At 73.9% G+C, this 25,667-nt stretch carries 23 protein-coding genes; 15 read left to right on the top strand and 8 right to left on the bottom strand.

The window, feature by feature from the left end; all coding sequences use genetic code 11:
- On the top strand, nt 1-1,614 hold a 1,614-nt coding region (locus tag ACW0Q9_RS14620; protein ID WP_456181549.1), incomplete at its 5' end, for an MGH1-like glycoside hydrolase domain-containing protein.
- Between the two features lie 37 nt (nt 1,615-1,651).
- Here the strand turns inward: ACW0Q9_RS14620 and ACW0Q9_RS14615 are convergent.
- Nucleotides 1,652-2,989, bottom strand: coding sequence for a hypothetical protein (locus ACW0Q9_RS14615; protein WP_456181547.1), 1,338 nt, complete (start codon nt 2,987-2,989; stop codon nt 1,652-1,654).
- Between the two features lie 214 nt (nt 2,990-3,203).
- Between ACW0Q9_RS14615 and ACW0Q9_RS14610 the strand changes: the two genes are divergently transcribed.
- From ACW0Q9_RS14610 to ACW0Q9_RS14590, 5 genes are all read left to right on the top strand, one after another.
- Nucleotides 3,204-3,902 carry an HAD family hydrolase gene (locus tag ACW0Q9_RS14610; RefSeq protein ID WP_456181545.1) on the top strand — a complete coding sequence of 233 codons (699 nt, stop codon included), beginning with the start codon at nt 3,204-3,206 and terminating at the stop codon, nt 3,900-3,902.
- A 22-nt stretch (nt 3,903-3,924) separates the two neighbouring features.
- The gene (locus ACW0Q9_RS14605) at nt 3,925-4,716 is read left to right on the top strand and encodes a DUF4184 family protein (protein ID WP_456181543.1); all 792 of its coding nucleotides are present in this window, start codon (nt 3,925-3,927) and stop codon (nt 4,714-4,716) included.
- Nucleotides 4,717-5,096: 380 nt separating this feature from the next.
- Nucleotides 5,097-5,735 carry a L,D-transpeptidase family protein gene (locus ACW0Q9_RS14600; RefSeq protein WP_456181541.1) on the top strand — a complete coding sequence of 213 codons (639 nt, stop codon included), beginning with the start codon at nt 5,097-5,099 and terminating at the stop codon, nt 5,733-5,735.
- Nucleotides 5,736-5,773: 38 nt separating this feature from the next.
- Nucleotides 5,774-6,706, top strand: coding sequence for a rhomboid family intramembrane serine protease (locus tag ACW0Q9_RS14595; protein ID WP_456181539.1), 933 nt, complete (start codon nt 5,774-5,776; stop codon nt 6,704-6,706).
- A gap of 65 nt (nt 6,707-6,771) precedes the next feature.
- Nucleotides 6,772-7,464 (top strand): AMIN-like domain-containing (lipo)protein, encoded by a 693-nt coding sequence (locus ACW0Q9_RS14590; protein WP_456181537.1) that lies wholly within the window; start codon nt 6,772-6,774, stop codon nt 7,462-7,464.
- Nucleotides 7,465-7,523: 59 nt separating this feature from the next.
- Here ACW0Q9_RS14590 and ACW0Q9_RS14585 read toward each other — a convergent pair whose 3' ends face one another.
- The 3 genes from ACW0Q9_RS14585 to ACW0Q9_RS14575 all read right to left on the bottom strand — a co-directional run bounded on the left by ACW0Q9_RS14585 (nt 7,524) and on the right by ACW0Q9_RS14575 (nt 9,165).
- Entirely contained in the window at nt 7,524-7,799 is a 276-nt protein-coding gene (locus ACW0Q9_RS14585) for a hypothetical protein (RefSeq protein ID WP_456181535.1), read from the bottom strand.
- 47 nt (nt 7,800-7,846) lie between these two features.
- Nucleotides 7,847-8,278: a hypothetical protein gene (locus tag ACW0Q9_RS14580; protein WP_456181533.1), complete on the bottom strand. Its 432-nt coding sequence runs from the start codon at nt 8,276-8,278 to the stop codon at nt 7,847-7,849.
- Between the two features lie 182 nt (nt 8,279-8,460).
- Nucleotides 8,461-9,165: a VOC family protein gene (locus ACW0Q9_RS14575; RefSeq protein WP_456181531.1), complete on the bottom strand. Its 705-nt coding sequence runs from the start codon at nt 9,163-9,165 to the stop codon at nt 8,461-8,463.
- Between the two features lie 272 nt (nt 9,166-9,437).
- On the opposite strand from ACW0Q9_RS14575, the gene ACW0Q9_RS14570 reads away from it, so the two are divergent.
- Genes ACW0Q9_RS14570 through ACW0Q9_RS14555 form a run of 4 tightly spaced genes read left to right on the top strand, consistent with a single transcriptional unit; the run spans nt 9,438 to nt 13,777 of the window.
- Complete coding sequence (locus ACW0Q9_RS14570) at nt 9,438-10,724, top strand: ABC transporter substrate-binding protein (protein ID WP_456181529.1); 1,287 nt, start codon at nt 9,438-9,440, stop codon at nt 10,722-10,724.
- Nucleotides 10,721-11,719 (top strand): carbohydrate ABC transporter permease, encoded by a 999-nt coding sequence (locus tag ACW0Q9_RS14565; protein ID WP_456181527.1) that lies wholly within the window; start codon nt 10,721-10,723, stop codon nt 11,717-11,719. Before ACW0Q9_RS14570 ends, ACW0Q9_RS14565 begins: the two co-directional genes overlap by 4 nt.
- A gap of 1 nt (nt 11,720) precedes the next feature.
- A complete protein-coding gene (locus ACW0Q9_RS14560) occupies nt 11,721-12,557 on the top strand; it encodes a carbohydrate ABC transporter permease (RefSeq protein WP_456181525.1) in 837 nt (278 codons plus the stop codon).
- Between the two features lie 11 nt (nt 12,558-12,568).
- Nucleotides 12,569-13,777 (top strand): ABC transporter ATP-binding protein, encoded by a 1,209-nt coding sequence (locus tag ACW0Q9_RS14555; protein ID WP_456181523.1) that lies wholly within the window; start codon nt 12,569-12,571, stop codon nt 13,775-13,777.
- Between the two features lie 39 nt (nt 13,778-13,816).
- On the opposite strand, the gene ACW0Q9_RS14550 is transcribed toward ACW0Q9_RS14555, so the two are convergent.
- Nucleotides 13,817-14,920: a winged helix DNA-binding domain-containing protein gene (locus ACW0Q9_RS14550; protein WP_456181521.1), complete on the bottom strand. Its 1,104-nt coding sequence runs from the start codon at nt 14,918-14,920 to the stop codon at nt 13,817-13,819.
- 113 nt (nt 14,921-15,033) lie between these two features.
- Nucleotides 15,034-15,762, bottom strand: coding sequence for a YsnF/AvaK domain-containing protein (locus tag ACW0Q9_RS14545; protein WP_456181519.1), 729 nt, complete (start codon nt 15,760-15,762; stop codon nt 15,034-15,036).
- Between the two features lie 207 nt (nt 15,763-15,969).
- Between ACW0Q9_RS14545 and ACW0Q9_RS14540 the strand changes: the two genes are divergently transcribed.
- On the top strand, nt 15,970-16,344 hold the full coding sequence (locus ACW0Q9_RS14540) for a hypothetical protein (RefSeq protein ID WP_456181518.1): 375 nt from the start codon (nt 15,970-15,972) through the stop codon (nt 16,342-16,344).
- Between the two features lie 279 nt (nt 16,345-16,623).
- The gene (gene wrbA / locus ACW0Q9_RS14535) at nt 16,624-17,241 is read left to right on the top strand and encodes an NAD(P)H:quinone oxidoreductase (protein WP_456181516.1); all 618 of its coding nucleotides are present in this window, start codon (nt 16,624-16,626) and stop codon (nt 17,239-17,241) included.
- Nucleotides 17,242-17,312: 71 nt separating this feature from the next.
- Here the strand turns inward: wrbA and ACW0Q9_RS14530 are convergent, their stop codons facing one another.
- Entirely contained in the window at nt 17,313-19,232 is a 1,920-nt protein-coding gene (locus tag ACW0Q9_RS14530; RefSeq protein WP_456181514.1) for a chorismate-binding protein, read from the bottom strand.
- A 259-nt stretch (nt 19,233-19,491) separates the two neighbouring features.
- Here ACW0Q9_RS14530 and ACW0Q9_RS14525 point away from each other — a divergent pair, with 259 nt between their 5' ends.
- From ACW0Q9_RS14525 to ACW0Q9_RS14515, 3 genes are all read left to right on the top strand, one after another.
- A complete protein-coding gene (locus ACW0Q9_RS14525) occupies nt 19,492-20,895 on the top strand; it encodes an FGGY family carbohydrate kinase (protein WP_456181512.1) in 1,404 nt (467 codons plus the stop codon).
- A gap of 109 nt (nt 20,896-21,004) precedes the next feature.
- Nucleotides 21,005-23,620, top strand: coding sequence for a nitrate- and nitrite sensing domain-containing protein (locus tag ACW0Q9_RS14520; protein ID WP_456181510.1), 2,616 nt, complete (start codon nt 21,005-21,007; stop codon nt 23,618-23,620).
- Entirely contained in the window at nt 23,617-24,039 is a 423-nt protein-coding gene (locus tag ACW0Q9_RS14515; RefSeq protein WP_013287300.1) for a roadblock/LC7 domain-containing protein, read from the top strand. Before ACW0Q9_RS14520 ends, ACW0Q9_RS14515 begins: the two co-directional genes overlap by 4 nt.
- 51 nt (nt 24,040-24,090) lie before the next feature.
- Here the strand turns inward: ACW0Q9_RS14515 and ACW0Q9_RS14510 are convergent, their stop codons facing one another.
- The gene (locus ACW0Q9_RS14510) at nt 24,091-25,578 is read right to left on the bottom strand and encodes a GH1 family beta-glucosidase (RefSeq protein ID WP_456181508.1); all 1,488 of its coding nucleotides are present in this window, start codon (nt 25,576-25,578) and stop codon (nt 24,091-24,093) included.
- Nucleotides 25,579-25,667: the final 89 nt, after the last annotated feature.

Below are 25,667 nucleotides of genomic sequence, written 5' to 3'. Positions count from 1 at the left end.
CTCTGGGCCCGGCGGGCCGAGGCGAACCGGTTCTTCGACAGCGTCATCCCGGCCGCCGCCAGCGCCGACGAGGCGCTGGTGGCCCGGCAGGCCATCGCGGGGCTGATGTGGGGCAAGCAGTTCTACCACTTCGACGTCAAGCGCTGGCTGGAGGGCGATCCCGGCTCCACGCCGCCGCCGGCCGGCCGCCGGCACGGGCGCAACAGCGCCTGGTGGCACATGAACAGCTTCGACGTGATCTCCATGCCGGACCCCTGGGAGTACCCCTGGTACGCCGCCTGGGACCTGGCCTTCCACTGCGTCACCATCGCCCGGGTCGACCCCGGCTTCGCCAAGGAGCAGCTGCTGCTCCTGCTCCGCGAGTGGTACCTGCACCCGAACGGGCAGATCCCGGCGTACGAGTGGGCGTTCGGGGACGTGAACCCGCCGGTGCACGCCTGGGCGGCGCTGAAGGTGTTCGAGATCGACGGCTCCCGGGACCACGAGTTCCTCGCCCGGGTCATGCACAAGCTGCTGCTCAACTTCACCTGGTGGGTCAACCGGAAGGACACCGGCGGCAACAACGTCTTCGAGGGCGGCTTCCTGGGGCTGGACAACGTCGGCCCGTTCGACCGCTCGGCGGCGCTGCCCGTGGCCGGTGTGCTGGAGCAGTCCGACGGCACCGGCTGGATGGCCATGTACGCGCTCAACCTGCTCGACATGGCCGTCGTGCTGGCCGAGCACGACCGGGCGTACGTGGACACCGCGACGAAGTTCTTCGAGCACTTCGCGTACATCGCCGCGGCCGCGTACGACCAGGGGCTCTGGGACGACGAGGACGCGTTCTTCTACGACGTGCTGCGGCAGGCCGACGGCACGAAGGTGCCGCTGAAGGTCCGCTCGGTGGTCGGGCTGCTGCCGCTGGCCGCGGTCACCCGGCTCACCGCGCGCACCCTGCGCCGGCTGCCCGAGCTGGGCGCCCGGCTGCGCTGGTTCCTCACCAACCGGCCCGAGTACGCCGAGGTGATCGGCGCCCGCCGGCTCGGCCCGGACGGCCGGCAGCAGCGGCTGCTCTCCATGGTCGGCCCCGACCAGGTGGTGCGCCTGCTCGCCCGGATGCTGGACACCGACGAGTTCCTCTCCGACTACGGGCTGCGCACGCTGTCCCGCGCCCACCTCGACAAGCCGTTCACGGTGACCCTCGGCGGCCAGGAGTTCAGCGTCGGCTACGAGCCGGCCGAGTCGACCAGCGGCCTGTTCGGCGGCAACTCCAACTGGCGCGGCCCGATCTGGATGCCGACGAACTTCCTGCTGATCAGCGCGCTGCGGGACTACGCCGCCTTCTTCGGTGACGACCTCCAGGTGGAGTATCCGACCCGGTCCGGGGTGAAGCGCAGCCTCGACGAGATCGCCGACGACCTGTCGGCCCGGCTGATCTCGCTGTTCACCCGGGACGGCTGGGGCCGGCGGCCGATCTACGGGGCGGCCCAGCTCTTCCAGACCCACCCGGACTGGCGGGACCTGATCTGCTTCCCGGAGTACTTCCACGGCGACAACGGCGCCGGCCTGGGCGCCTGGCACCAGACCGGGTGGACCGCACTGGTCGCCGACCTGATCCTCACGTTGCGCCGCTGACGGTGGGGCGCGACGGTGCCGCCGCGCCCCACCGCACTCAGGGCAGCGGGAGGAACGCCACCCGGGCGTGGTACTCGCCGGCGATCGTGACGGTGTCGCTGCCGACCCAGAGCCCCCGGTCGGTGGCGTACAGCTCGGCGGTGCCGACGCCCCGGTCCTTGGTCGGGTTCCAGGCCAGCGCCTTGCCGGTGGTCGGGTGGATCGCCCCGATCCCCGGGCGGGACACCGCGCCCGCGCCGGCCGAGTTGCGCCCGTACGGGTTGTCCAGCCAGCGCTGGTGGCCGCCGACGTAGACCGCCGCCCCGGTGATCGCCACCGAGAGCAGCGTGTCGCCGCCGGTGTAGTTCGCCCACGTCGGCTGCTTGCCGCCGGTCTCCGTGCCGAACTCGAAGCGGGACGCCGTGTCGCAGAGCGTGCCCGGGAACGCGGCGCCGGTGGTGACCGCGACGAACCAGGTCCCGTCCGGGGAGATGTCCACGCCGCGCAGGTAGGTGGGCATGGACGCGGCGCACTGCGGCTGGTAACGGAGCGTCGACCAGCCGGAGAGCGTCGCCCCGGCGTCGCTCAGGTTCGCCACCGCGACCTGGTGGCGCGCCACGCCGGCGACCGAGCTGAAGTTGCCCACGAAGACCAGCCGCCGGCCGTCGGCGGAGACGTCCAGGGCCTCGATCTTGACCGGTGCGGTGGCCCCGGAGGTGGTCTTCCGGGGACCCTCGATCCGCAGGTTGACCGACGCGTCGGCGGCGCCGGTGGTGGCGTTCAACGCGGCCAGGGCGCGGCGGGTCACCCCGCCGACGGTCTGGAACGCCCCGCCGACGATCAGCCGGCTGCCGACCAGCCGCATGTCGTTGACCTGGTTGTTGAGCGCGGCGGGAGCGAACCCGGCCACCCGGGCGCCGGTGGCCGCGTCGACCCGGGCCACCCGCGGTGCGGCCACGCCGTTGACCGTGGTGAACGCGCCGCCGAGGTAGAGCGAGCGGCCGTCCGGGGCGGCGGCGAGCGCCTTGACCGTGCCGTTGACCACCGGCCGGAAGGTGGTGTCGATCCGGCCGGTGGTGGCGTCGAAGGCCACCAGCCGCGGCATCGCCAGCTGGGCGGTCTGCCCGGCGTTGCGGACCTTGGTGAACGAGCCGGCCATGTACACCCGGTTGCCGATCTGGAGGATCCGGTACACGGTCCCGTCGAGCGCGTGCGGCGTCCAGTCCGCCGGGTTGGTGCCGACCACCGTGGAGTGCGCGGCGTTGACCGCGAGGGCCGGGGACGGTGGGAGCGCGCCGCCCGCGGCGGCGAGCGCGGCCACCACGGCGGTGGCCGCCCTCCGGCGACGCCGGCGCCGGGCCGGGGTCGCGCGGGGCTGATCGCGTGAGGTCGTCATCGCCGAAGCATGCCGCCCCTGCCCGGGTCGGCGCAGTCGGGTTCCCGCCGCCCGTCGCGCGGCGTTCGGCCAGTTCGGACGGTCCGTCCGTCCGGCTGGCGGTGATCTTGTCGGCCAGTCCTGGTACGGGACGCCCGGCGTGCCGGAAACCGGGCTGCCGGGGTGACCGGCAGGCAGTACCGTGTCCCGGTCCGGCACACGGGAGGAGTACGCGATGCCACAGCGCCGGGAGGCCGCGGTGCTGGTCTTCGACGCCGACGACACGCTCTGGGAGAACAACGTCCTCTTCGAGCGTGTGATCGACGACTTCCTCACCTGGCTGGACCATCCGACGCTGGACCGGCTCCAGATCCGGGCGGTGCTCGACGACATCGAGCGGGCCAACGCGGTCGCGCACGGCTACGGGAGCAAGGTGTTCCTGCGCAGCCTGGGGGAGTGCCTGGAGAAGCTGCGCGCGCGCCCGGCCACCGACCGGGAGCGCGCCGAGATCGACGACCTGGCGGCGGCGCTCGTCGGCCACCAGGTCGAGCTGATGCCCGGCGTGGCGGAGACCCTGGACGATCTGGCCACCCGGCACGAGCTGCTGCTGCTCACCAAGGGGGAGCGCGAGGAGCAGCAGCGCAAGCTCGACGCCTGCGGGCTGCTGCACCACTTCCGCGCCGCGCACATCGTGCCGGAGAAGAACGTCGACACCTACCGCTGGCTGGCCCGGGAGCACGCCTTCGACCCGGCCAGCGCCTGGATGGTCGGCAACTCCCCGCGCTCGGACATCCTGCCGGCCCGGGCCGCCGGCCTGAACGCGGTCTTCATCCCGAACGAGAACACCTGGGTGCTGGAACACGACGAGCTGGACCCGTCCGACCCCGGGGTGATCCGGCTGGCCGCCTTCCCCGACCTGGTCCGGCACTTCTGAGCCGGCGGGTAACGTCCCAGGCGTGCCGCTGACCTTTCCGTCGCACCTGGCCCCGGTGCTGCCGCTGAAGCTCTGGCGGCCGCACTGGTTCGACGGGGTGGCGCTGGCCACCGGCGCGGTCGCGCCGGACGTGGGCTACCTGTTCACCGGCACCGGGCTCGCCCCCGGGCTGCGCACCCACACCCTCGGCGGGCTGCTCTGGTGGTGCCTGCCGGTCGCCCTCGGCTACGCCTGGATCGTCCGCCGGGTGATTGCCGGGATCGCCGTGCACCTGCCCGGCCAGCGGCTGTTCGGCTGGCCCGACCACGCCGCGCTGGCCGGCGTCCGCCACCCCTGGCACGTCACCGTCTGCTCGGCGCTGATCGGCGCGTTCAGCCACGTCGCCTGGGACCGGATCACCCACACCGACCGGTGGCCGCGGCTGCTCGGCATCGCCGACTTCCACGCCCTGACCGGGCTCTACTGGTGGCAGGTGGCCGACGTGACGGGCACCGTGGGCGGTGGGCTGCTGGTGGCCGCCCTGGCGGTGCGCGCCGCCCACCGGCGTGAGATCTTCGACGGTGTCCGGCCGCCGGCGCCGCCGGCCCGACCGGGTGTGTTCTGGGGGGTGGCCCTGGCGGTCACCGGGCTGGGGGCGCTGCTGCTGCCGGGCCTGCCGGCGGCCACCGTCGCGGCCCCGGCCGGGGTACGGCTGCTGCACCTCGCGGCGATCGCGCTGATCGCCGGGGCGGCCGCGGCCGGGGCCCTGACCCGCCCTCCGCCGGAGGCCGGGCGCAGCCGTCGCCTCGAACACAAACAGCGTTGGTCCGGCTGACCCTGTTACGCCGACATGCCGTTTTTCAACGTTGGTATCAATCACATTCTCCCGGGCCCGCCGAACCTTGTCCGACCTGCGGGAACCTGCCTAACCTGAGCCCGCGCCCACGCCTCTTCGGGGTGAGACGGGGGCGCGCCGAAGTCCGGTAGTTGGGCACCGTGGAGCTGAGTGCAGGCGGGCCGGCTCGCCGTGTTGAGCCCGGCGTTGGCGGCGTGCCACGCCTGCCGCGCTCGCAACGGCGAATTACCGCTACCACACCGGACGGCTGGGGGTCAGGACCGGGGAGTTGCGGACCCGGTCCTGACCCGTCCGGCCAGCCCTGGAAGATCACCCCGCGGGGCGGTGCGGACGACCGCCCACGTGCGAGGATCCTCCGCGTGACGTCGTCGAGGGCCGCCCGGTTGACCTCCCTGCCACCGCGCACGGCGCAGGTCGTCATCGTCACCGGCGAGGGTTGGCACACCACCCACGCCACCCTGGAGACGTACCAGCGGGCCGGCGACGACTGGCGGTCGGCCCTGCCCCCGTTACCGGCCCGGATCGGCGCCGACGGGTTCAGCGACCGGCACGTCGAGGGCGTCCCGACCACCCCGACCGGCGTCTACGCCATCGGCCCGACCATCTACGGCATCGCCGCCGACCCGGGCGTGCGCTACCCGTACCACCGGGTCGGCGTCGACGACTGGTGGAACGCCGAGCCGGAATCCCCGCACTACAACAGCTTCCAGCGCTCGGCCGAGCCGTTGGGCGGCCAGAGCGAGGCGCTGTGGCGGGAGGACCCGGCGTACACCCACTTCGCCGTGATCAGCTACAACATGCCGCCGACCGTCCCGGCCCCGGTGCCGCACGCCGGCAGCGGCATCTTCCTGCACGAGTTCAGTCGCGCCGAGGGCAACGCCACGGCCGGCTGCGTGAGCCTCTCCCACGAGCACCTGGTCGCGGTGCTCACCTGGCTCGACCCGGAGGCGGCGCCGCACGTCGTGCTCAGCCCCGCCGAGCGGCTCGACCGCTACTGACCGCTCCGCCCCCACGAGCCACCCAGGACCACATCCCGATGGACACGATCAGCACCGGCCAGCCGCCCGCCGAGAACGCCGCCAGCACCTGCTACCGGCACCCGAAGCGGGAGACGCTGCTGCGGTGCACCCGCTGCGACCGCCCGATCTGCCCCGACTGCATGCGGGAGGCGCCGGTCGGCCACCGCTGCCCCGAGTGTGTCCGGGCGGACAACCGCACCGTCCGCCAGGCCCGCACCGTCTTCGGCGGCCGGCTGGTCGCCCGCCCGCTGGTGACGTACGCGCTGGTCGCCCTCATCGTGCTGGCCTACCTGGTCGAACTGGTCCACCCTGCCGTACTCGACCAGTTCGACAGCCTGGGCACCGGGCTGGTCGACGACGCCGGCCGGCGCTACGTCGACGACGGCGTCCCCCGAGCCGGGTACGAGCCGATCGGGGTCGCGCACGGCGAGTGGTACCGCCTGATCACCTCGTCGTTCCTGCACCTGCTGCCCACCCAGGGCGCCCTCGGCTTCCTGCACATCGCGTTCAACCTGTGGTGGCTGTGGGAACTCGGCCGGGTCATCGAGGAGCGGCTGGGGCACGCCCGGTACCTCGCCGTCTACCTGCTCTCCGCGCTGGGCGGCGGGGTCCTGGGCTTCCTGGTGTCGCCGCACCAGGCGGCGGTCGGCGCCTCCGGCGCGGTGTACGGCCTGGCCGGCTGCTACGTCGTGCTCACCCGACGGCTGCACCACCATCCCATCGACCCGCAGCGGGTGCTCATCCCGTTCGTGATCTGGATGGTGCTCTCCGCCGGCTGGACCTCCTGGGAGGGCCACCTGGGCGGCCTGCTCGTCGGCGGCCTGGTCGGGCTCGGGCTCGCGTACGCCCCGGCCCGGCGGCGGACCGCCGCGCAGGTGGCGGTCACCGTGGCCGTCGCGGTGCTGCTCGTCGCGCTGGTCGCGGTGAAGTCGCTGGCACTCGCCGGCTGACCGCCGCCGCTGCGGGCGGCCGGTCGGCCCTGGTGGACCGGGGCCGACCGGCGCGACACTGAGCCATGACACCTCAGCGCGTACCGCTGCTCGCCAGCCTGGTCGTGCTGCTCGCGGCGGCCTGCACGACGACCGACCCCGACGGCGCGGCCCCCACGACCGCGACGGCGCCGCCGGCCGGCGCGACCGTCGTCGCGACCACGCCCGCCGCCACCCCGGCCGCGCCCACCACCGGGGCGCCTGTCGAGGGCTCCTGGCGGGTGACCTACGGCTGGGCGGTGCCCGCCACGCCCGCCCGGGTGAACCACCGGGTCGGGGTGCCGGTCACCCCGGCGCCGGGGGAGCCACTGCCCGTCCTGGTGGAGGTGCGGTTCGGGGACCACCCGGCCGAGAACTTCAGCCGGATCACCTTCGCCTTCCGTGGCCCGACGCCGTCCTACCAGGTCGGCTACGTCGCGCAGGTGGTCACCGAGGGGCGCGGCGCGCCCGTCGAACTGCCCGGCACCGCCTACCTGTCGGTGCGCTTCGACCCGGCGCAGGCGCACGACGCGCGCGGTGCCGGCACGGCCGACCTGCCGCCGTCCCGGATCGGTTACCCGACGCTGCGCGGCTGGGCCGCGGCCGGTGACTTCGAGGGACACCTCAGCTTCGGGCTCGGCCTCCGGCCTCCGGCCGGCGGGACGCTGCCCGTCCGGCTGGGCGAGGCCACCCGCCCCGACGGTACCCACGTCGTCTCGGTCGACGTGCGACGCGGATGACCGGCCCGCGCGGACCGACCGCGCCGGCCCGGTGGCCGGCGCGGTCGAAGGCGGGTGCGTCAGGAGACCTCGCCGCGGACGATGGCCACCGCGACCCGGCAGAACTCGTCCATGTCCGGGTTGAAGCCGGCGGCGATGTCCGGGTGCAGCCCGGCGCGGGTCTCGTCGAGCAGCCGACGGCAGACCTCCTCCACCGGCTCACCCGCGTAGCCGGCGCGGACCCGGTCGGCGGCCGCCTGCAGGGCCGAGGTCAGCTGATCCTCCAGCGGGCCGCGCAGCTTCTGCTGCACAGGATCGAGCCCGCTCGGATCGAGCGTGACATGTGGCTCCGACATCGGCGCTCCCTTCGTCGGCGATCGCGGTACCCCACCGCGATCGTCGGTCAAACCATCCTCGGTAACGCCGACACCCGGACCTGGTACGAGAAGTCCTCCGCGGGCTCCTCGACGTAGGACAGCCGGCGGATCTGCCGGTCGTCGGACCAGAGGGCGACGTCGACCAGCACCCCGAGGTGGGCCAGGCCGATGTTCGCGACCCGCTTCTTGTCCTGGAGCACCGCGCAGACCCCGCCCAGCAGGGTGCTGGCGTCGGAGGTGCGGTGCCCGGGCGGGCAACGCAGGGTCACGTCCACCTCGACCGGACCGGCGAGCGGGGTCCACCCCGTGCGCTGGGCCGCCGTGCAGGCGGCCTGGAGCAGGGCGCGGACCCTCGTCGCCTGCCGGTGCCCGGCGGCGAAGATGGACAGGGCCTCGGTCTTGACCGGGGGCAGGCCGCTCACCTCGAACGTCAGGGCGAGAGCGCGGGTGTCCTGCACGACGGCACCTCCTCGTGGGGATCCTGCCCAACCGGTGGGACCGCAGACGGGAGTTCGCGCGAGAACCAACCGATCGGACGGGCTGGGGTCGGCCGGAGGCGTATCGACTTCGACGGCGACGCGCTGGCTGCGGAGCTAGGGAAACGCTAGTCCACCGGGCGCACGCTGGGTAGTCTCGCCGTTCACTGGGTGGGACGGGCCGGGAAGGCGCAGAACTCGTTCCCCTCCGGGTCGGCCAGCACCCACCAGGACGTCGCCGGCGTGGGCTCGCACAGCAGGGTGGCTCCGGCCGCGATCAGTGGGGTGACGTCCGCGCCGGCCAGTTCCACGTCCCAGTGCACCCGGTTCTTCACCCGCTTGCGCTCCGGCACCGGGTCGAAGACCCAGTGGTCCCAGGGGAAGCCCGCGGCGCCGACCACCGAGGCGGCGCCCTCCGCGGCGGTCTCGGCCCGGCCGCCGACCACCCGCGCCCACCAGGCGGCCTGCGCGGCCGGGTCGGCGCTGTCCACCACCAGTTCGAAGACGCCGGGCCGGGCGCCCTCGCGCGGCGCGAACGCGCAGAACTGGTTGCCCTCCGGGTCGGCCAGCACCCACCAGCTGATCTCCGCGTCCGGCTCGCGGACCAGGCGCGCGCCGGCGGCCAGCAGCGCGGCCGGCTCCGGGTCGGCGAGCCGCAGGTCGAGGTGGACGCGGGTCTTCCCGGTCCGCGGCTCGGGCACGGTGTTGACCCAGATCGACTCGGCCGGCGAGGCGGCGGCCCGGGGGTCGATGCGGGCGTCGCCGTCGCCGGTGTCGACCAGCTTCCCGTCGAGGAGGGTGGCCCAGAAGCCGCCGAGCCGGTGGGCGTCGGCGGCGTCCATGCAGAGATCCTTGAAGCGCGCGATCATCCGGCCATCATGCCGGCCGGGTCGGACGGCCACCGCCGGGCCACGTCCGGGTGCCGCCCCTCGGTGCGGCCCGGGGCGCGGTGATCCGCGCCACGGCGGCGACGGTCGTATGCGTCTCGTGACCGTCAGGTTTCGCAGCGTCGCAGCCAGGGCACTGTCTGGCGCACGAAACGTCCCGGGGCGCGGGGCGACCGGCAAGCGTCCCGACCGTCTCGCCGTGCGCCGGGGCACGGGTTCCTCCCCGGCTCTTCGCCGAAGAAAGGGGGAGGGCGATGACGACAGACCCCGACACGGCCGCGCGGCGGCGGCCGGCCCGGCGTGCGGCGGCGGCAGCCGCCGCACTCGCGTTGGTGGCCCCGCTGGCCGCCTGCGGATCCGGCGGCGAGGGGGGCACGCCCACCATCAACCTGTACTACCCGCCCGAGCAGAACCTGCAGAAGGTGGTTGACGACTGCAACGCGCAGGCCCAGGGGCGGTACCGGATCGCCTACCGGGTCCTGCCGCGGCAGGCCGACGACCAGCGGGTGCAGATGGTGCGGCGGCTCGCGGCGCAGGACAGCGGGATGGACGTGCTCGGCCTCGACGTCACCTGGACCCAGGAGTTCGCCAGCGCGAACTGGATCCGGGAGTGGACCGGCCAGGACAAGGCCGAGGTGGAGCAGGGCACCCTCGCCGGGCCGCTGGACACCGCCCGTTACGAGGACAAGCTCTACGCCGCGCCGAAGAACACCAACGTGCAGCTCCTCTGGTACCGCAGCGACCTGGTCCAGGAGCCGCCGAGGAGCTGGGACGAGATGATCTCCGCCGCCCAGCAGCTCAAGCAGCAGGGGAAGCCGTACCAGGTGCTCACCATGGGCGCCCAGTACGAGGGCCTGGTCGTCCTCTACAACACCCTGGCCGAGAGCGCGGGCGGGAAGATCCTCAGCGACGACGGCAAGAAGGCCGTGATGGACGAGGGCGCGGTGCGGGCGCTCGACCAGCTCAAGAAGTTCGCCACCTCGGGCGTGACGTCGCCGTCGTTCAGCAACGCCACCGAGGACCCGGTCCGGCTGGAGTTCCAGTCCGGCACGGGCGCCTTCCAGGTCAACTGGCCGTTCGTGTATCCGGCCATGCAGGAGGCCAACCCGGAGCTGGCGCAGAAGGTGAAGTGGGCGCGGGTGCCGGGCGTCGACCCGAACACCCCGAGCAAGGTCACCATCGGCGGGGTCAACATGGCCGTCAGCTCCTACTCGAAGCACCCGACGGAGTCCTTCGAGGCGGCCAGGTGCATCCGCAGCGCCGAGCACCAGAAGTTCTCCGCGGTCAACGACGGCGTGCCGCCCACCATCGAGGCGGTCTACGCCGACCCGGAGATGGACAAGGCGTACCCGATGAAGGAAACGATCCTGGAGGAGCTGAAGGAACCGGCGGTCCGGCCGCTGACCCCGGCGTACCAGAGCATCTCCACGGTCATGTCGGCGATCCTGTCGCCGCCGTCGGCCATCCGGCCCGAGCAGACCGCCAACGAGCTGCGCGACGCCATCGCCGACGCCCTCGAGTCGAAGGGGGTCCTGCCATGAGCGTCAACGCCACTCCCGCCGGCGCGGACGTCGCCGCCGACGAGACCGCCGCTCGCGGCGGCCGGCACGCGGCGGTCCCGGCCCAGCGGGCCAATCGTCGGGCCCGGGCGCCGCTGAGCGAGAACAAGCGCGCCGAGCGCCGCCTCGGCTGGTTGCTCTGCGCGCCGGCCGCGCTGGTCATGGTGCTGGTCACCGCCTACCCGATCCTCTACTCGGTCTGGTTGTCGCTGCAGCGCTTCGACCTGCGCTTCCCCGACCAGCGGGAGTTCATCGGGTTGGAGAACTACGCGACCGTGCTGACCAACCAGTTCTGGTGGACGGCGTTCGGGGTGACCGCGCTGATCACCGTGGTCACCGTCGTGGTCGAGCTGGTGCTCGGCATGGGCCTGGCGCTGATCATGCACCGGACGCTGGTCGGCCGGGGCATCGTCCGCACCGCGGCGCTGATCCCGTACGGCATCGTCACGGTGGTGGCCGCCTTCTCCTGGCGGTACGCCTGGACGCCGGGCACCGGCTACCTGGCCAACCTGTTCGACGGCAGTGCCCCGCTGACCGAGCGGGCCAGCTCGCTGGCGATCATCATGCTGGCCGAGATCTGGAAGACCACGCCGTTCATGGCGCTGCTGCTGATGGCGGGGCTGGCGCTGGTGCCGGAGGACCTCCTCAAGGCCGCCTCCACCGACGGCGCGACCGCCTGGCAGCGGTTCACCAAGGTGATGTTGCCGGTGATGAAGCCGGCCATCCTGGTCGCCCTGCTGTTCCGCACCCTGGACGCGTTCCGGGTGTTCGACAACATCTTCGTGCTCACCGCCGGCGGCAACGAGACCTCGTCGGTGTCGATGCTCGCCTACAACAACCTGATCCGGGGGTTGAACCTCGGCATCGGCTCCACCATGTCGGTGCTGATCTTCCTCACCGTGGCGATCATCGCGTTCGTGTTCGTGAAGCTGTTCGGCACCGCTGCCCCCGGCAGCGACGACGGGGAGAGGCGCTGACATGGCCACCGAAACCACCCCGCGGGCGAAGCTGCGCTGGGGCCTGCTGGACGTTATCGTCGTCGTCTTCGCGCTGGTCCCGGTGCTCTGGATCGCCTCGCTGTCGTTCAAGACCCCGGCCACCCTCACCGACGGGAAGTTCTGGCCCCGGGAGTGGACGCTGGACAACTACCGGACGATCTTCGACACCGACCAGTTCGTCCGGGCCCTGGTCAACTCGATCGGCATCGCCCTGATCGCCACGCTGGTCGCGGTGGTGCTGGGCGCGATGGCCGCGTACGCGATCTCCCGGCTGGACTTCCCCGGCAAGAAGCTGCTGGTCGGGGTGTCCCTGCTGATCGCCATGTTCCCGCAGGTGTCGCTGGTGTCGCCGCTGTTCGAGATCGAGCGCCAGCTCGGCCTCTTCGACACCTGGCCGGGGCTGATCCTGCCGTACATCACCTTCGCCCTGCCGCTGGCGATCTACACGCTCTCGGCGTTCTTCAAGCAGATCCCCTGGGACCTGGAGAAGGCGGCGAAGATGGACGGCGCCACCCAGGGCCAGGCGTTCCGGCGGGTGATCGCCCCGCTGGCCGCGCCGGGGCTGTTCACCACGGCCATCCTGGTCTTCATCTTCTGCTGGAACGACTTCCTCTTCGCCATCACGCTCACCTCGACCGAGCGGGCCCGCACGGTCCCGGTGGCGCTGTCGTTCTTCACCGGCGAGTCGCAGTTCGAGGACCCCACCGGGGCGATCTGCGCCGCCGCCGTGGTGATCACCATTCCGATCATCCTGTTCGTGCTCTTCTTCCAGCGCCGCATCGTCTCCGGTCTGACCTCCGGCGCAGTCAAGGGATAGGTGGTGTTGTCATGGCCGACATCGTGCTGGACAAGGTGAGCAAGCGGTTCCCGGACGGGACCACCGCGGTGCGGGACGTCGACCTGGAGATCGCCGACGGCGAGTTCGTGATCCTGGTCGGCCCCTCCGGCTGCGGAAAGTCCACCACCCTCAACATGATCGCCGGGCTGGAGGACATCAGCTCCGGTGAGCTGCGCATCGCGGGGGAGCGGGTCAACGACAAGGCGCCCCGGGACCGCGACATCGCCATGGTCTTCCAGTCCTACGCGCTCTACCCGAACATGACCGTGCGGGAGAACATGGCCTTCCCGCTCCGGCTCGCGAAGCTGGACAAGGAGACCATCCACCAGAAGGTGGAGGAGGCGGCGAAGGTCCTGGAGCTGACCCCGCTGCTGGACCGCAAGCCGGCCAACCTCTCCGGCGGGCAGCGGCAGCGGGTGGCCATGGGGCGGGCGATCGTCCGCCAGCCCAAGGCGTTCCTCATGGACGAGCCGCTGTCCAACCTGGACGCGAAGCTCCGCGTGCAGATGCGCACCGTGGTGTCCCGGCTGCAGAAGCAGCTCGGCACCACCACCGTCTACGTGACCCACGACCAGACCGAGGCGATGACCCTCGGCGACCGCGTGGTGATCATGCGGGGCGGCGCGGTGCAGCAGGTCGGCCCGCCGCAGGAGCTCTACGACCACCCGCGCAACCTCTTCGTGGCCGGGTTCATCGGCTCCCCGTCGATGAACTTCCTGCACGCCGCCGTCGAGGACGGTCACCTGCGCACGGCGCTGGGCGACGTGTCGATCGGCGACCGGGTACGCCGGCAGCTCGACGGCGCCGACGCCCCGCGCGAGCTGATCCTGGGCATCCGTCCGGAGCACTTCGAGGACGCCGCGCTGATCGACGACGAGACCCGCCGCCGGGGCCTGGAGTTCGACGCGCCGGTCGACATCGTCGAGTCGATGGGCTCCGACAAGTACGTCTACTTCACCGTCGAGGGGGAGCGGGCCAGCGCCGCCGAGCTGGAGGAGCTGGCCGCCGACGCGGGCGCCGCCGACTTCACCGGGACGGGGGCGAGCCTGGTGACCCGGCTGTCGGCGGAGTCGCCGGTGCGCGAGGGCGAGCCGCGCCGGGTCTGGTTCAACCTGGAGAAGATCCACCTCTTCGACCCGTCCACCGGGCGCAACCTCACCCTGCACGAGGGACGGGCCGCCGGCGCGCTGGCCGACTGACCGGCACCCGGGCCGGTGGGTGGCGCCCGCCGGCCCGGGCTACCAGGTGAGCCGCAGTGGCAGCCCGAGGAACTCGGCGTAGCCGGTGAGAGCCGACTCGACGCGGGCCCGCAGTGCGGCGTCGAACGGCGTCAACTGCTGGACGGTCACGGTGACCGCGCGCTTGCCCAGGGTCCGCTTCCAGGTGCCGACCGCCCGGCCACCCCGCACCACCGTGGCCTGGAAGATCCCGTTGTTGCCGGGGACGACAGCGTTCGCGTGCGCCGGATCGAGCATCAGTGCGCGGTCCTTGTAGCCCAGCAGGTATTCGTCGAAGCCCGGCAGGGTGTGCACGTCGTCGACCGACGCCCGGGGCGCGTCGAGCAGGGCGGCGTCGACCACGGCGGGCACGCCGTCCACCTCGACCGGGGCGAGCACGTCGCCGGCCACCGTGATTCCCCGGGTGGCGTCGGTGACCGTCAGGCCGGTCCACCGGGCCAGCTCGTGCCTGGTCACCGGGCCGTGGCTCCGGACGTAGCGGTGGGCCAGCAGGCCCAGCGCCTCGTCCCGCTCGGGGCGGTGCGGATCGGGCGCCCACTCGTCCAGCAGCGCGAACGTCTGCTCGGTGCCCACGTGCGGGGCGATGCAGGTGACGCCGCGCTGACTGGCGTACCAGAGCAGGTGGTAGCCGCGCTGGCCGTCGGTGTCCAGGCCGGCGGCGCGCAGCGCGGCCAGGCACTCGGCGCGGGTGAGCCGGCCCGCGCCCGCGAGGGCCTCGCCCAGCACGTCGGCGGCGCGGTTGGCGTCGGTCTCGGTCAGGCCGAGCTGGGCCCACCGGCCGGCCACCCCGGCCAGCGCCCGGACGCCGGTCACCGCGAGCATCCACCGCGCGTCCCGGGGCGGAACCAGGTGCACGGTGCCTCGCATCGGCCAGGTGCGCAGCGCCTCGCGCCGCTCCAACGCCGCACGCACGTCGTCCTGGGTCCGGCCGGGCAGGCGTGCGCCGAGCGACCAGAGCCCGCTCGCCGCGTCCTGGGCCTGCATGGCGCCGAACCACTCGACCACCCCGGCGACGCTCTCCGGGCGTGCGGTGGGGTGCGGACGCAGCAGCAGGCTGGTCATCCGCAGCGCCAGCGCCTCGGCGCCGGTGAGGCGTACGGTCACGAGCCGACCTCCCCTGAACGTGGACGGTCAGCATAGGTCGCGGGTGCGACGTTCCCGGCGGACGGACGACCGGACGGGCGGGCCGTGGCCCACCCGCCCGGGATGCCGTCGCGTCAGCGGTTGCGGCGTGCCCGCTCCGGCACGTCGGCGTCCACCAGCTCCCGGCGGACCTGCGCGTTGACCGGCTGCTCCTCGACGACCTCGTCCTTGTCGAGCCGGACCCGCTCGACCGGGACCTGGTCCTTGGCGACCACCGGGTGCTCGGCGCGCAGCTCCATCTCGCGCTGCTCCTCGCCGATGCCGGCCCGGGCGGCGTCCCGGTCGGCCGCGCTGACCGGCTCGTGGACGACGGTCACCTCGTCGTGCTCGACCGGCACGCTCGTCTGCACGTTCTCGGTGACCACGCGCTTGTTCAGCCGCGCCGTTCCGGCCGGCTCGCTCTCGGTGCCGACCCGCAGGCGCTCCTCGGAGCGGACCACCTCGGGCGCGCCCGGCATCCGCTGCGGCGCCGGCCCGGCCTGCTCACCGAGCTGGTAGTGCCGGTAGAGCTGGGTGAGCTGGTCGGCGCCGAGCGGCTGGTCGGTGCCGGTCTCCACGCTGGGAGCGCTGCGCACGGTCGCCTTGTCGTACGGCACCTGGAGGCGGCCGTCCGGCTGCATCCGGGCCGCCTGGAGCGGCGCCATCGACTCGTGATGGCCCATCACCCCGGTCTTCACGCTGACCCAGGTCGCCTCGCCGGCGGGATCGGCCCAGACCTGGCCCACGCTGCCGATCTTGGCGCCCGAGCGGTCCTGGACGTCCTGCCCGTACAGCGAGCGGACCTGCTGCTCCGTCAGTCGCATGGTTCGTCCTTCCTCTCGTGGGTCACCACCCGGATCCCCGGCGGTGGGCCTGGCATTCGCCAGAATCGGGACGAATAGGAGGAGAAGCAGCAGGGGTGCCGGAAATGACCCGGACCGCGAGGCATGAGCGCCGCCGGAGCGGGGATGCGCCGCCGGTAAACGGATGCGAGGAATGCGAGGTGCGTGATGACAGCGTCCAGTGAACCGATGCGAGGCGGCGGCCGAGCTGCCACCGCCCGGCCGGCGGGACCGGCGGGCGGGGCGAAGACCAGCGCCGCGGCGACCTTCTCGCTGGTCTTCGGCGTGGCCGCCCTGCTCAGCGTGCTCACCGCGATCCTGGCCTCGGTCGGGCTGCTGCTGGGGATCATCGGGCTCATCCTGGGCATCTTCGGGCTGCGGATGAGCCGACGCCCCGGCGTCACCGGGCGCGGGGTGGCGATCGGTGGTCTGGTGCTCAGCGCCCTGGCGGTGCTGATCGGGCTGGCGCTCGCCGCCGGCATCAGCACGTTCATCAACAACGAGCAGGCGGTGGACCGGCTGGAGAAGCGGGTGACCGACCTGCGGGACAAGCTCAACGACTAGGCCGGGGAGTACCCCTGATCGCGCTACGCCAGCCACGCTGCCGGCGGAGCGCGATCCCCCGTTCAGGTTCCCGGTGCGGGGCGGCGGCGGTACACCGACACCGGTGCGACCAGGATCCCCGGGCGCCCCGAGCCGGGGAAGCGGTTTCCATCGGAACTTGCGCAAATCTTGAGCCACGGCAAGGGATCGACCCAGGTGAGCCGGCGCGCCCCCGGCGTTTGCCGTCGCAAGCAACGGGTAGTCGCCGGAGCTGACCCGACACCGAGGAGGAATCGTCTGATGGATGGCCAGGTCAAGGTCGCGGTGATCTACTACAGCGCGACCGGCATCACCTACCAGATGGCGCAGGCGGCGTACGAGGCCGCCGGGGAGGCCGGAGCCGAGGTACGCCTGCGCAAGGTACGTGAGCTGGCGCCGGACGAGGCGATCCGCTCCAACTCGGGCTGGCAGGCGCACCGCCTGGAGACCCAGGACGTGATGGAGGCGCAGCCCGACGACCTCTCCTGGGCCGACGTCGTGATCATGGGCTCGCCCACCCGCTACGGCATGGTCGCCGCCCAGCTCAAGCAGTTCATCGACATCACCGGCCCGCTGTGGGCCCAGGGTGCGCTGGCGAACAAGGTCTACACCGGCTTCACCTCGACCGCCACCTCGCACGGCGGCCAGGAGGCCACGCTGCTGTCGCTGTACACGGTCTTCTACCACTGGGGCGGCATCGTGGTGACCCCCGGCTACACCGACCCCAGCCAGTTCGTCGCCGGCAACCCGTACGGCGCCTCGCACACCAGCAACAACGGGGAGGTCGCCCCGGACCACGTGGCCCTCACCGCCACCGCGCTGACCGCCCGGCGGGCCGTGCAGATCGCCACGGCACTCAAGAAGGGCATGGCGGGCTGAGCCCCGGCACGAGGTGACCGGTGGCCCGGCGGGGGCTCTCGACCCGTCCGGACCACCGGTCGCCCTTCGCCCTACCCCCGATCGGCCGGTCCATACCCGGTCAGCGCCGGATGGGCCAGCAGGTGCCCGAGCAGGTCCGCCAGCACCGCCATGCCGTCCCGGCTGAGCACCGACTCCGGGTGGAACTGCACCCCGGCGAAGCCGGGCCCACGCAGCGCGTGCACCGCCCCGTCCACCGGGTCCCGGGACAGCTCCACCGGGCCGTACCCCGTGGCGATCCGGTCGGCGCCGGCGCGGGCGGTGAAGCTGGAGTAGAAGCCGACCCGGCGGGTCGCCCCGAAGACCGGGACGTCCCGCGGCAGCCCCTGGTAGGGCGCGTCCCGGCGGTGCAGCGGCAGCCCGAGCAGCCCGGCGAGGAGCTGGTGGCCGAGGCAGACCGCCAGGGTCGGCCGGCCCGCCCCGAGCAGCCGCGCCAGCAGCGCCCGCATGGTCGCCATCTTCGGCTCGGCGAGGTCGTTCGGGTCGCCCGGGCCCGGACCGACCACCACCAGGTCGTACCCGTCGAGCGGGCCGGCGTCGTGCCAGTCCCGCCGGGTCACCGCCAGGCCGAGCGCGCCGAGCTGATGGGCGAGCATCCCGGTGAAGGTGTCCTCACCGTCCACGATCAGCGCGCGGCGGCCGGCCAGCCCGGGCAGCGCGGCCGCCCCCGGTGCCCGCTGGTCGAGCCAGAACCGGGCCAGCGGGGTGTTCCGGGCGGCCAGCGCGGCGCGGACCTCGGGGTCGTCGGCGTACCGGACGGCGGGCTCCGCGCCGCGGGCCGGGGCGTCCGGGCCGAGGCCGAGCGCCGCCAGCACCCCGGCCGCCTTGGCGTGCGTCTCGGCCACCTCGCCGGCGGCCGTGGAGTGCCGGACCAGGGTGGCCCCGACCGGCACCCGCAGCTCCCCGGTGGGGGAGAGCTCTGCGGTGCGGATCAGGATCGGCGCGTCGAGGGTCTGCCGCCCGTGCTCGTCCCGGCCGAGCAGGGCGAGCACTCCGGCGTAGTAACGCCGGCCCGTCCGCTCGTGGCGGGCGATCACCCGACAGGCGTTCTCCATCGGGCTGCCGGTGACGGTGGGCGCGAACATGGTCTCCCGCAGCACCTCCCGGACGTCCAGTGAGCCCCGCCCGGCCAGCAGGTACTCGGTGTGCGCGAGGTGCGCCATCTCCTTCAGGTACGGCCCGACCACCTGGCCGCCGTGCTCGGCGACGGTGGCCATCATCTTCAGCTCCTCGTCGAGCACCATGTACAGCTCCTCGACCTCCTTCGGGTCGTCGAGGAAGCGCAGCAGCGCGTCCCGGTCGGCCGCCGCGCCGGTGTGCCGGAAGGTGCCGCTGATCGGGTTCATCATGACCAGGCCGTCGTCCACGCTGACGTGCCGTTCCGGGCTCGCCCCGACCAGGATCCGGGTGCCGGTGTGCACCACGAACGTCCAGTACGCGCCCCGCTCGCGCAGCAGCAGCCGGCGCAGCGCGGCCAGGGCGGCCACCAGCGGCGGGCCCTGGACGGTGGCCCGCAGGGTGCGGTGGATGACGAAGTTGGCGCCCTCGCCCCGGCCGATCTCGTCGGCCAGCACCCGGCCGACGGTGTCCGCGTACTCGGCGTCGGAGATGTCGAAGGCGGCGTCCCGGGTCACCACCGGCGCGTCGGGCAGGGCGGCCAGCACCTCGTCGAGCGGGAGCCGCCGGTGCCGTTCGACCAGCAGGAACTCCAGCGGCAGGCCGTCGTCCACGCAGGCGAAGCCGCGCTCGGCGATCTGCCGGTAGGGGACCAGGGCCAGCGTGCGCGGCCCGGGGGCGTCGTCGGGCAGCGGGAGGTCGGCGAGCCGGTCGGCGGTGCGTACCGGGCCGGTGAACAGGTCGACGTGGTCGGCGCCCTCGCGGCGGACGAGCGCGAACGGGCCGGGGTCGCGGCCGGCCGCGACGGCGGCGAGCGGGTCGTGCGGGCGGGTCATCGGGTCTCCTCGGCGGGCCGGAGGCCGCCGGCGGGGCGGCCCGGGTGCCGGGGGAGAGACCGGCGGCCGCCTCGTCGGGCGGCCGCGTGGGAAAGCTACGCGCGGAAGTGGGCCGCCGGGTCGGCGGGCCACCAGCAGGACAGGTGCGCGGGCATGACGATCACTGTACGCGACCCGCCCGTGCCGGGGAACCCGATCGCCGTGCCGGCCCGGCGGATCTTGGCTTCGCCGCGGCTCCCGGCGGGTAGGTTGACCCGCGATGGACATTCTCGCTCTGGACCTGGGCACCTCCTCGGTGCGCGGCCTCGTGCTGGACGGGGACGCCGTGCCGCGCCCCGGCGCGCTGGCCCGCCGGAAGGTGCGCCTGGAGACCGGCGACGACGGCAGCGGCACCCTGGACGGCCCCCGCTACCTGGCCTGTCTGGCGGAGTGCCTGGACGAGCTGGCCGCCGGCGGGCACCTGCGGGACGTCGAGCTGGTGGCCACCTCCGCGCAGTGGCACTCGGTGCTGCCGCTGGGCGCCGACGGTGCGCCGCTCGGCCCGGTGCTCACCTGGATGGACACCCGGCCCGAGGCCCTCGCCGGCGCCACCGGCCCGGCCGACCCGGACGCCTTCCACGAGCGCACCGGCGCCTGGTGGCACCGCTGCTACTGGACCATGCGCCTGCCCTGGTTGCGCGAGCAGTGCGGCACGCCGGTCGCCCGCTTCGGCGGCCTGGTCGAGTACGTCCTCGGCGTGCTGCTCGACGAGGCGCCGATGTCCGTCTCGATGGCCTCCGGCACCGGGCTGCTCGACCTGCGCCGGCTGGAGTGGGACGCCGAGGCGTGCGAGCTGGCGGCCGTGCGCCCCGAGGAGCTGCCGGCGCTGGCCCCGCAGCGGTGGCGCGGCCGGCTCCGCGTCGGGTACGCCCAGCGCTGGCCGCAGCTCGCCGACGCCCGCTGGGCCGCCCCGGTCGGCGACGGCGCGGCGTCCAACGTGGGCTCCGGCTGTGTCGACCGGTCCCGCGCCGCGGTCACGGTCGGCACCTCCGCGGCGGTGCGCATGGTCCAGACGGGGCCGGCCGGGGCGGAGCTGCCGCCCCTGCCCGAGAAGCTCTGGCGCTACCGGGTCGACCACGAGCACGTGGTGACCGGGGCGGCGTACTCCAGCGGCGGGAACCTGTACGCCTGGGCGAACCGGGAGCTGCGGCTGCCCGCCGGCGCCGAGCTGGAGGCCGCGCTGGCCCGGGCCGGCGCGAGGCTCACCGTGCGGGCCAACCCGCGGCTCGGCGGGGACCGGCCGCCCGGCGTCGCCCCGTCCGGCTCCGGGAAGCTGTACGGCCTGAGCTTCGGCACCACCGCCGTCGACCTGCTCGCCGGGCTGCTGACCGAGCTGTGCCGGCTGGTGGCCGACGACTTGGCCCTGGTGGAGGCCGGCGTGGGTGAACCGGCCGAGGTGGTGCTCGGCGGTGGTGCGATGGCCGCCTCGGCCTGGTGGCGGGAGGCGTTCGCCGAGGCGCTGGCCCCGCGCGTGGTGTGCTACCAACGCAACCCGGAGATCGGGGCGACCGGTGCCGCGCTGGTGGCGCTCGGCCGGATCGCCGACGCGGCACGGGTGGGCGGCATCGGCCGGACGGACGACGGGGACGCGCCGAACACCGTAGGCGCCCGCCCACCGCGCTGACCTTCCTGGTCGTGCGGCCGGCTGTCCGTTTGACACCGCCCGTCGGCCTGGTTGGATGGACTTCCGCTCCCCGACCCGGTGGAGCCGAGGTGGGACCGAGGAGGAACGTGTGGGCGCAGGTCCCGACCCGGCTCGTGGAGCGGCGCCGCAGCCGCGCCGCAGCCCGTCCGGCGAGCGGGTGGTGCCGCACCGGCGACGTTCGGGCTTCCGGTTGCGGGACTGGCGGATGCGCACCAAGCTCGCCACCGTCCTGGTGCTGCCCTCGGTGGCGTTCCTGGTGCTCGCCGGGGTGCAGACGCGCGGGCTGGTGGGGCAGACCACCGCGCTCAGCGACTTCGCCCAGCAGGTGGGCATCGGCCGGCAGATCAGCACCGCGGTGGACCGGCTCCAGCAGGAGCGGGACCGCTCGGCCGGGGAGCTGGCCGCGCTGCGCAAGGCGGGTGGCGGCGCGGACCGGGACGCGGCGGTCGCCGCGCTCAGACCACTCCAGGACGCCTCCGACCGGGCGATGACCGAGCTGCGCGCCGCGGCCGAGCCCCTCGCCGACGCCGCCGCGGCCTGGCGGGTGGCCTACTCCGAGGTGCTGGAGGCGTACGACCAGGTCGTCTACATCCGCGCCGCCGTGGCGCCGGCGGTGCTGTCCAGCGACACCGTGCTGAGCAACTACCACCGCGCCATCGCCGCCCTGCTCAACCTGCTGGCCGAGCCGTCGCCCGGTGACGACCAGCGGGCGCTGACCAACGCGGTGCTGCGGTACGTGCAGCTCTCCCGGGTCAAGGAGCTGTCCTCGCGGATCCGGGCCGAGCTCTACGCCGCCGCCCGGGCCGGCCGGTACGAGGTGGACGACCAGGTCTCCCTGACCGACCTGCGCGCCCAGCAGCTCACCGCGCTGGGCGCGTTCCGGGTCGCCGCGACCGCCGACCAGATCCGCCGCTACGACGAGACCTCGGTGGACCCGGCGTTCGTCTCGGCCGCCCGGCTGGAGGAACAGACCCTGCCGAACGGGGCCGCCGAGCCGGCGCTGCTGCCCGCGGCGCAGTGGTGGGGGGCCAGCGAGCAGCGGCAGGAGCTGCTCCGCCAGCTCGAGAACGAGGTGCTCGACGACGCCGTACGCCAGGCCGACGACGCCAGCGCCCGGCAGCTGCGGGCCACCCTGCTGGTGGTCGGCGGCATCGTGGGCGTGCTCCTGGTGGCCGTGCTGGTCTCGCTGCTGGTCGGCCGGTCGGTGGCCCGCTCGATGCGGCTGCTGCGCAGCCAGGCGCTGCGGATCGCCCAGGTGGAGCTGCCGCACACCCTGGACCGGCTGCGCGCGGTGGACCGCCCGGTGGCCGCGATCGACGTGCCGCCGGCGGTGGTCGACTCGCAGGACGAGATCGGCGAGCTGGCCGAGGCGTTCGTGGCGGTGCACCGCAGCGCCGTCGACGTCGCTGTCGAGCAGGCGATGATGCGGCGCAACGTCAACGCCATGTTCGTCAACCTGGCCCGGCGCAGCCAGGTGCTGGTCGAGCGGCAGCTCGAACTCCTCGACGAGCTGGAACGCGAGGAGAGCGACCCGGACCAGCTGGAGAACCTGTTCAAGCTCGACCACCTCGCCGCCCGCATGCGCCGCAACGACGAGAGCCTGCTGGTGCTCGCCGGCACCGAGTCCAGCCGGCGGTGGAACCGGCCGGTCGGCCTCGGCGCGGTGCTGCTGGCGGCCAGCGCCGAGATCGAGCAGTACCAGCGGGTGCGCCACGACTCGCGGTCCGACCTGCACGTCGTCGGGCACGCGGTGGGCGACCTGGTGCACCTCTTCGCGGAGCTGCTGGAGAACGCCACCGCCTTCTCCCGGCCGGACACCGTGGTGCGGGTCGTCGCCGGGGCCGACGGCAGGGGCGCGTTCGTGGAGATCGTCGACGAGGGGCTCGGGATGAGCCCGGCCGCGCTGGACGAGGCGAACGCGGTGCTGGCCGAGCCGCCGGCGGCCGACGTGGCCGCCTCCGAGCGGATGGGCCTGTTCGTGGTGAGCCACCTGGGCGCGCGGCACGGCGTGCGGGTGCGGCTGCGGGGCGGCCACGGGGGCCTGGTGGCCCGGGTCCTCATCCCGGCCGAGCTGCTGGCCCCGGCGCCCGCGTCGGGGCTGGACCAGCCCGCCGCGCCACGGATGCTGACCAGCCAGGTGGCCGCCGCGTCCCGCCTGGGGCATGGGACCGGCGCGCTCGCCACGGCGACCACCGAGCTGCCCGTGGCCGGACGCCGTCCGCTGGCGGCGCCGGCGGAGCTGCCGGTGTCGCCGTTGACGGGGCTCCCGCTCGGCGCGGCGCCGGCCGCGACGGAGTCACCGCTGCCGGGCCGTCCCGCCGCGCCCGGCGTCGCGGTGCCGGGGCCGCGCCCGGTGCCGGGCCGGGCCGAGGACGTGCTCGCCCCGGCGGCCGGGGTGCCGGCCGGCGGTGGCTGGTTCAACCGCCAGGGCCCGTCGTCGGCGGTGCTCGGTGTGACACCACCGCCCGCCGCGACGCCGGTCACCGGAGGCACCAACGAGCGGGGCCTGCCGGTCCGCGTACCGATGGCCCAGCTCACCGCGGTCACCCAGGCCGCCGGCCCGACCCGGTCCGCACGCCACGAGCCGGACCCGGAGGCGGTCGGCGGCATGCTCTCCCGCTACTACAGCGGGGTGCGGCGGGCCGAGGCCGAGGAGACCACCGAGATGTACCTGCCGCGTGATGAAGGAGGACGACGAGAGTGACGACGTTGAGCCAGGAGGCACGGGACCTGAGCTGGCTGGTGAACGCGTTCGCGGAGCGGGTGCCCGGGGTGGCGCACGCCGTGGTGGTCTCCTCCGACGGGCTGCTCGTGGCGATCTCCGCGCACCTGCCCCGCGACCACGCGGACAAGCTCGCCGCGGTGACCTCCGGCCTGATGAGCATCACCGCCGGCGCGGCCCAGATGTTCGACGGCGACGTCGTGAAGCAGACCGTGGTCGAGATGGGCCGGGGCTACTTCCTGGTCATGCAGATCCGGGACGGTTCGATCCTGGCCACGCTGGCCGGGGCCGACGCCGACATCGGCGTGGTCGGCTACGAGATGGCGCGGCTGGCCAAGCAGGCCGGCGAGATGCTCACCCCCGCGCTGCGGGCGGAACTCCAGCAGGCGCTGCCCCGCTGAGCCGGGGCGAGGCCCGGCCCGGCCGGACTCGCGCCGGCCGGGCCGGGCCGCCTAGAGACCGTTGCGGTGGATCACGTCGCGGTACCAGTGGGCGCTGCGCTTGAGCACCCGGCGCTGGGTCGGGTAGTCCACGTAGACCAGGCCCCAGCGCTGCTCGTACCCCTCGGCCCACTCGAAGTTGTCGAGCAGCGACCAGACGTGGTAGCTCTCCAGCGGCACCCCGTCCCGGATGGCCCGGTGGGCGGCGGCGAAGTGGTCGCGGAGGAAGTCGATCCGGGCGGTGTCGTCGACGGTGCCGTCCACGGCGAGGGTGTCCGGGCAGGGCAGCCCGTTCTCGGTGACGGTGAGCGGCACCGGGCCGTAGTCCCGGGTGACCCGCGTCAGGATGTCGTACATCCCCTCCGGGTAGATCTGCTGCCACTCCGCCTCGGAGGTCGGCCACCGGCGGACCGTGCCGCCCTGGCCGGTGACGTAGATCGGCGTGTAGTACTGCACCGCCAGCAGGTCGACCGGGCTGGAGATGATCTTCAGGTCGCCGTCCCGCACGCCGCGGACCAGCCGGCTCTCCGCGCCCAGGTCGGCCAGCACGTCCTCGGGGTACGCGCCCTTGAAGATCGAGTCCAGGTAGAGCCGGTTCTCGTAGCCGTCGTAGAGCCGGGTCGCGGCGGCCGCCTCGGCGCTCCCGTCGGCGGGGTAGCAGGGGTGCAGGTTGAGCGCCGGGCCGATCCGTGCCTCGACGCCGGCGGCGCGCAGCGCGCGGACGGCGAGACCGTGGGCGAGCTGGAGGTGGTGGGCGACCACGTACGCCGCCGCCGGGTCCTGCCGGCCGGGCGCGTGGTGCCCCCACAGGTAGCCGTTCTGGACCACGGTCTTCGGCTCGTTGACGGTCAGCCAGACCGGCACCCGGTCGCCCAGGGCGCGGAACACCGCGTCGGCGTAGTCGGCGAAGCGCTCGGCGGTGTCCCGGTTCTCCCAGCCGCCGGCGTCCTGGAGGGCCTGGGGCAGGTCCCAGTGGAAGAGGGTGGCCATCGGCGCGATGCCCCGCTCGTGCAGGCCGTCCACCAGCCGCCGGTAGAAGTCCAGGCCGCGCTGGTTGGGCCGGCCGGAGCCGTCGGCCTGGATGCGCGGCCAGGAGATGGAGAACCGGTAGCTGCGCAGCCCGAGGTCGCGCATCAGGTCGAGATCCTGGGCGTACCGGTGGTAGTGGTCGGCCGCCACGTCTCCGGTGTCGCCGTTGCGGGTGCGGCCCGGGGTGTGGCTGAAGGTGTCCCAGACGGACTCGCCCCGCCCGTCCTCCTTGGCCGCGCCCTCGATCTGGTAGGCCGAGGTGGCCGCGCCCCAGCCGAAGCCGGGCGGGAAGCGCAGCGCGCCGTCGGCGTCCGCGTCGGGGTCGGGCTCGTCGTCGCAGCCGGTGACGGCGGTGGCGGACGCGGCGGTCCCGGCGGCGGCGCCGGCCGGACCGGTCCGGGCCGCCGCACCGGCGACGGTCGCGGAGAGGGCGGCACGGCGGAGCAGGCGCCGTCTGGTGAGTAGCGACATGGGCGTTCTCCTCGGAGTGACTGGCCGCCCTGGGGGCCGGGAGCGCTCCCAGCATAGGCCAGGCGCGGCCGGCCGCGTCCCGAGGGCGG

It is taken from the genome of Micromonospora sp. I033, from assembly GCF_053890995.1.
The sequence above is the reverse complement of the archived record's forward strand: the minus strand, read 5'-3'. Positions and strand labels throughout refer to the sequence as shown.

What these genes read in the sequence shown, in the direction of transcription:
- ACW0Q9_RS14615 (WP_456181547.1), bottom strand. Translation starts at nt 2,989, where the DNA reads ATGACGACCTCACGCGATCAGCCCCGCGCGACCCCGGCCCGGCGCCGG.
- ACW0Q9_RS14610 (WP_456181545.1), top strand. Translation starts at nt 3,204, where the DNA reads ATGCCACAGCGCCGGGAGGCCGCGGTGCTGGTCTTCGACGCCGACGAC.
- ACW0Q9_RS14595 (WP_456181539.1), top strand. Translation starts at nt 5,774, where the DNA reads ATGGACACGATCAGCACCGGCCAGCCGCCCGCCGAGAACGCCGCCAGC.
- ACW0Q9_RS14590 (WP_456181537.1), top strand. Translation starts at nt 6,772, where the DNA reads ATGACACCTCAGCGCGTACCGCTGCTCGCCAGCCTGGTCGTGCTGCTC.
- ACW0Q9_RS14585 (WP_456181535.1), bottom strand. Translation starts at nt 7,799, where the DNA reads ATGTCGGAGCCACATGTCACGCTCGATCCGAGCGGGCTCGATCCTGTG.
- ACW0Q9_RS14575 (WP_456181531.1), bottom strand. Translation starts at nt 9,165, where the DNA reads ATGATCGCGCGCTTCAAGGATCTCTGCATGGACGCCGCCGACGCCCAC.
- ACW0Q9_RS14570 (WP_456181529.1), top strand. Translation starts at nt 9,438, where the DNA reads ATGACGACAGACCCCGACACGGCCGCGCGGCGGCGGCCGGCCCGGCGT.
- ACW0Q9_RS14565 (WP_456181527.1), top strand. Translation starts at nt 10,721, where the DNA reads ATGAGCGTCAACGCCACTCCCGCCGGCGCGGACGTCGCCGCCGACGAG.
- ACW0Q9_RS14560 (WP_456181525.1), top strand. Translation starts at nt 11,721, where the DNA reads ATGGCCACCGAAACCACCCCGCGGGCGAAGCTGCGCTGGGGCCTGCTG.
- ACW0Q9_RS14555 (WP_456181523.1), top strand. Translation starts at nt 12,569, where the DNA reads ATGGCCGACATCGTGCTGGACAAGGTGAGCAAGCGGTTCCCGGACGGG.
- ACW0Q9_RS14545 (WP_456181519.1), bottom strand. Translation starts at nt 15,762, where the DNA reads ATGCGACTGACGGAGCAGCAGGTCCGCTCGCTGTACGGGCAGGACGTC.
- ACW0Q9_RS14540 (WP_456181518.1), top strand. Translation starts at nt 15,970, where the DNA reads ATGCGAGGCGGCGGCCGAGCTGCCACCGCCCGGCCGGCGGGACCGGCG.
- wrbA (WP_456181516.1), top strand. Translation starts at nt 16,624, where the DNA reads ATGGATGGCCAGGTCAAGGTCGCGGTGATCTACTACAGCGCGACCGGC.
- ACW0Q9_RS14530 (WP_456181514.1), bottom strand. Translation starts at nt 19,232, where the DNA reads ATGACCCGCCCGCACGACCCGCTCGCCGCCGTCGCGGCCGGCCGCGAC.
- ACW0Q9_RS14525 (WP_456181512.1), top strand. Translation starts at nt 19,492, where the DNA reads ATGGACATTCTCGCTCTGGACCTGGGCACCTCCTCGGTGCGCGGCCTC.
- ACW0Q9_RS14510 (WP_456181508.1), bottom strand. Translation starts at nt 25,578, where the DNA reads ATGTCGCTACTCACCAGACGGCGCCTGCTCCGCCGTGCCGCCCTCTCC.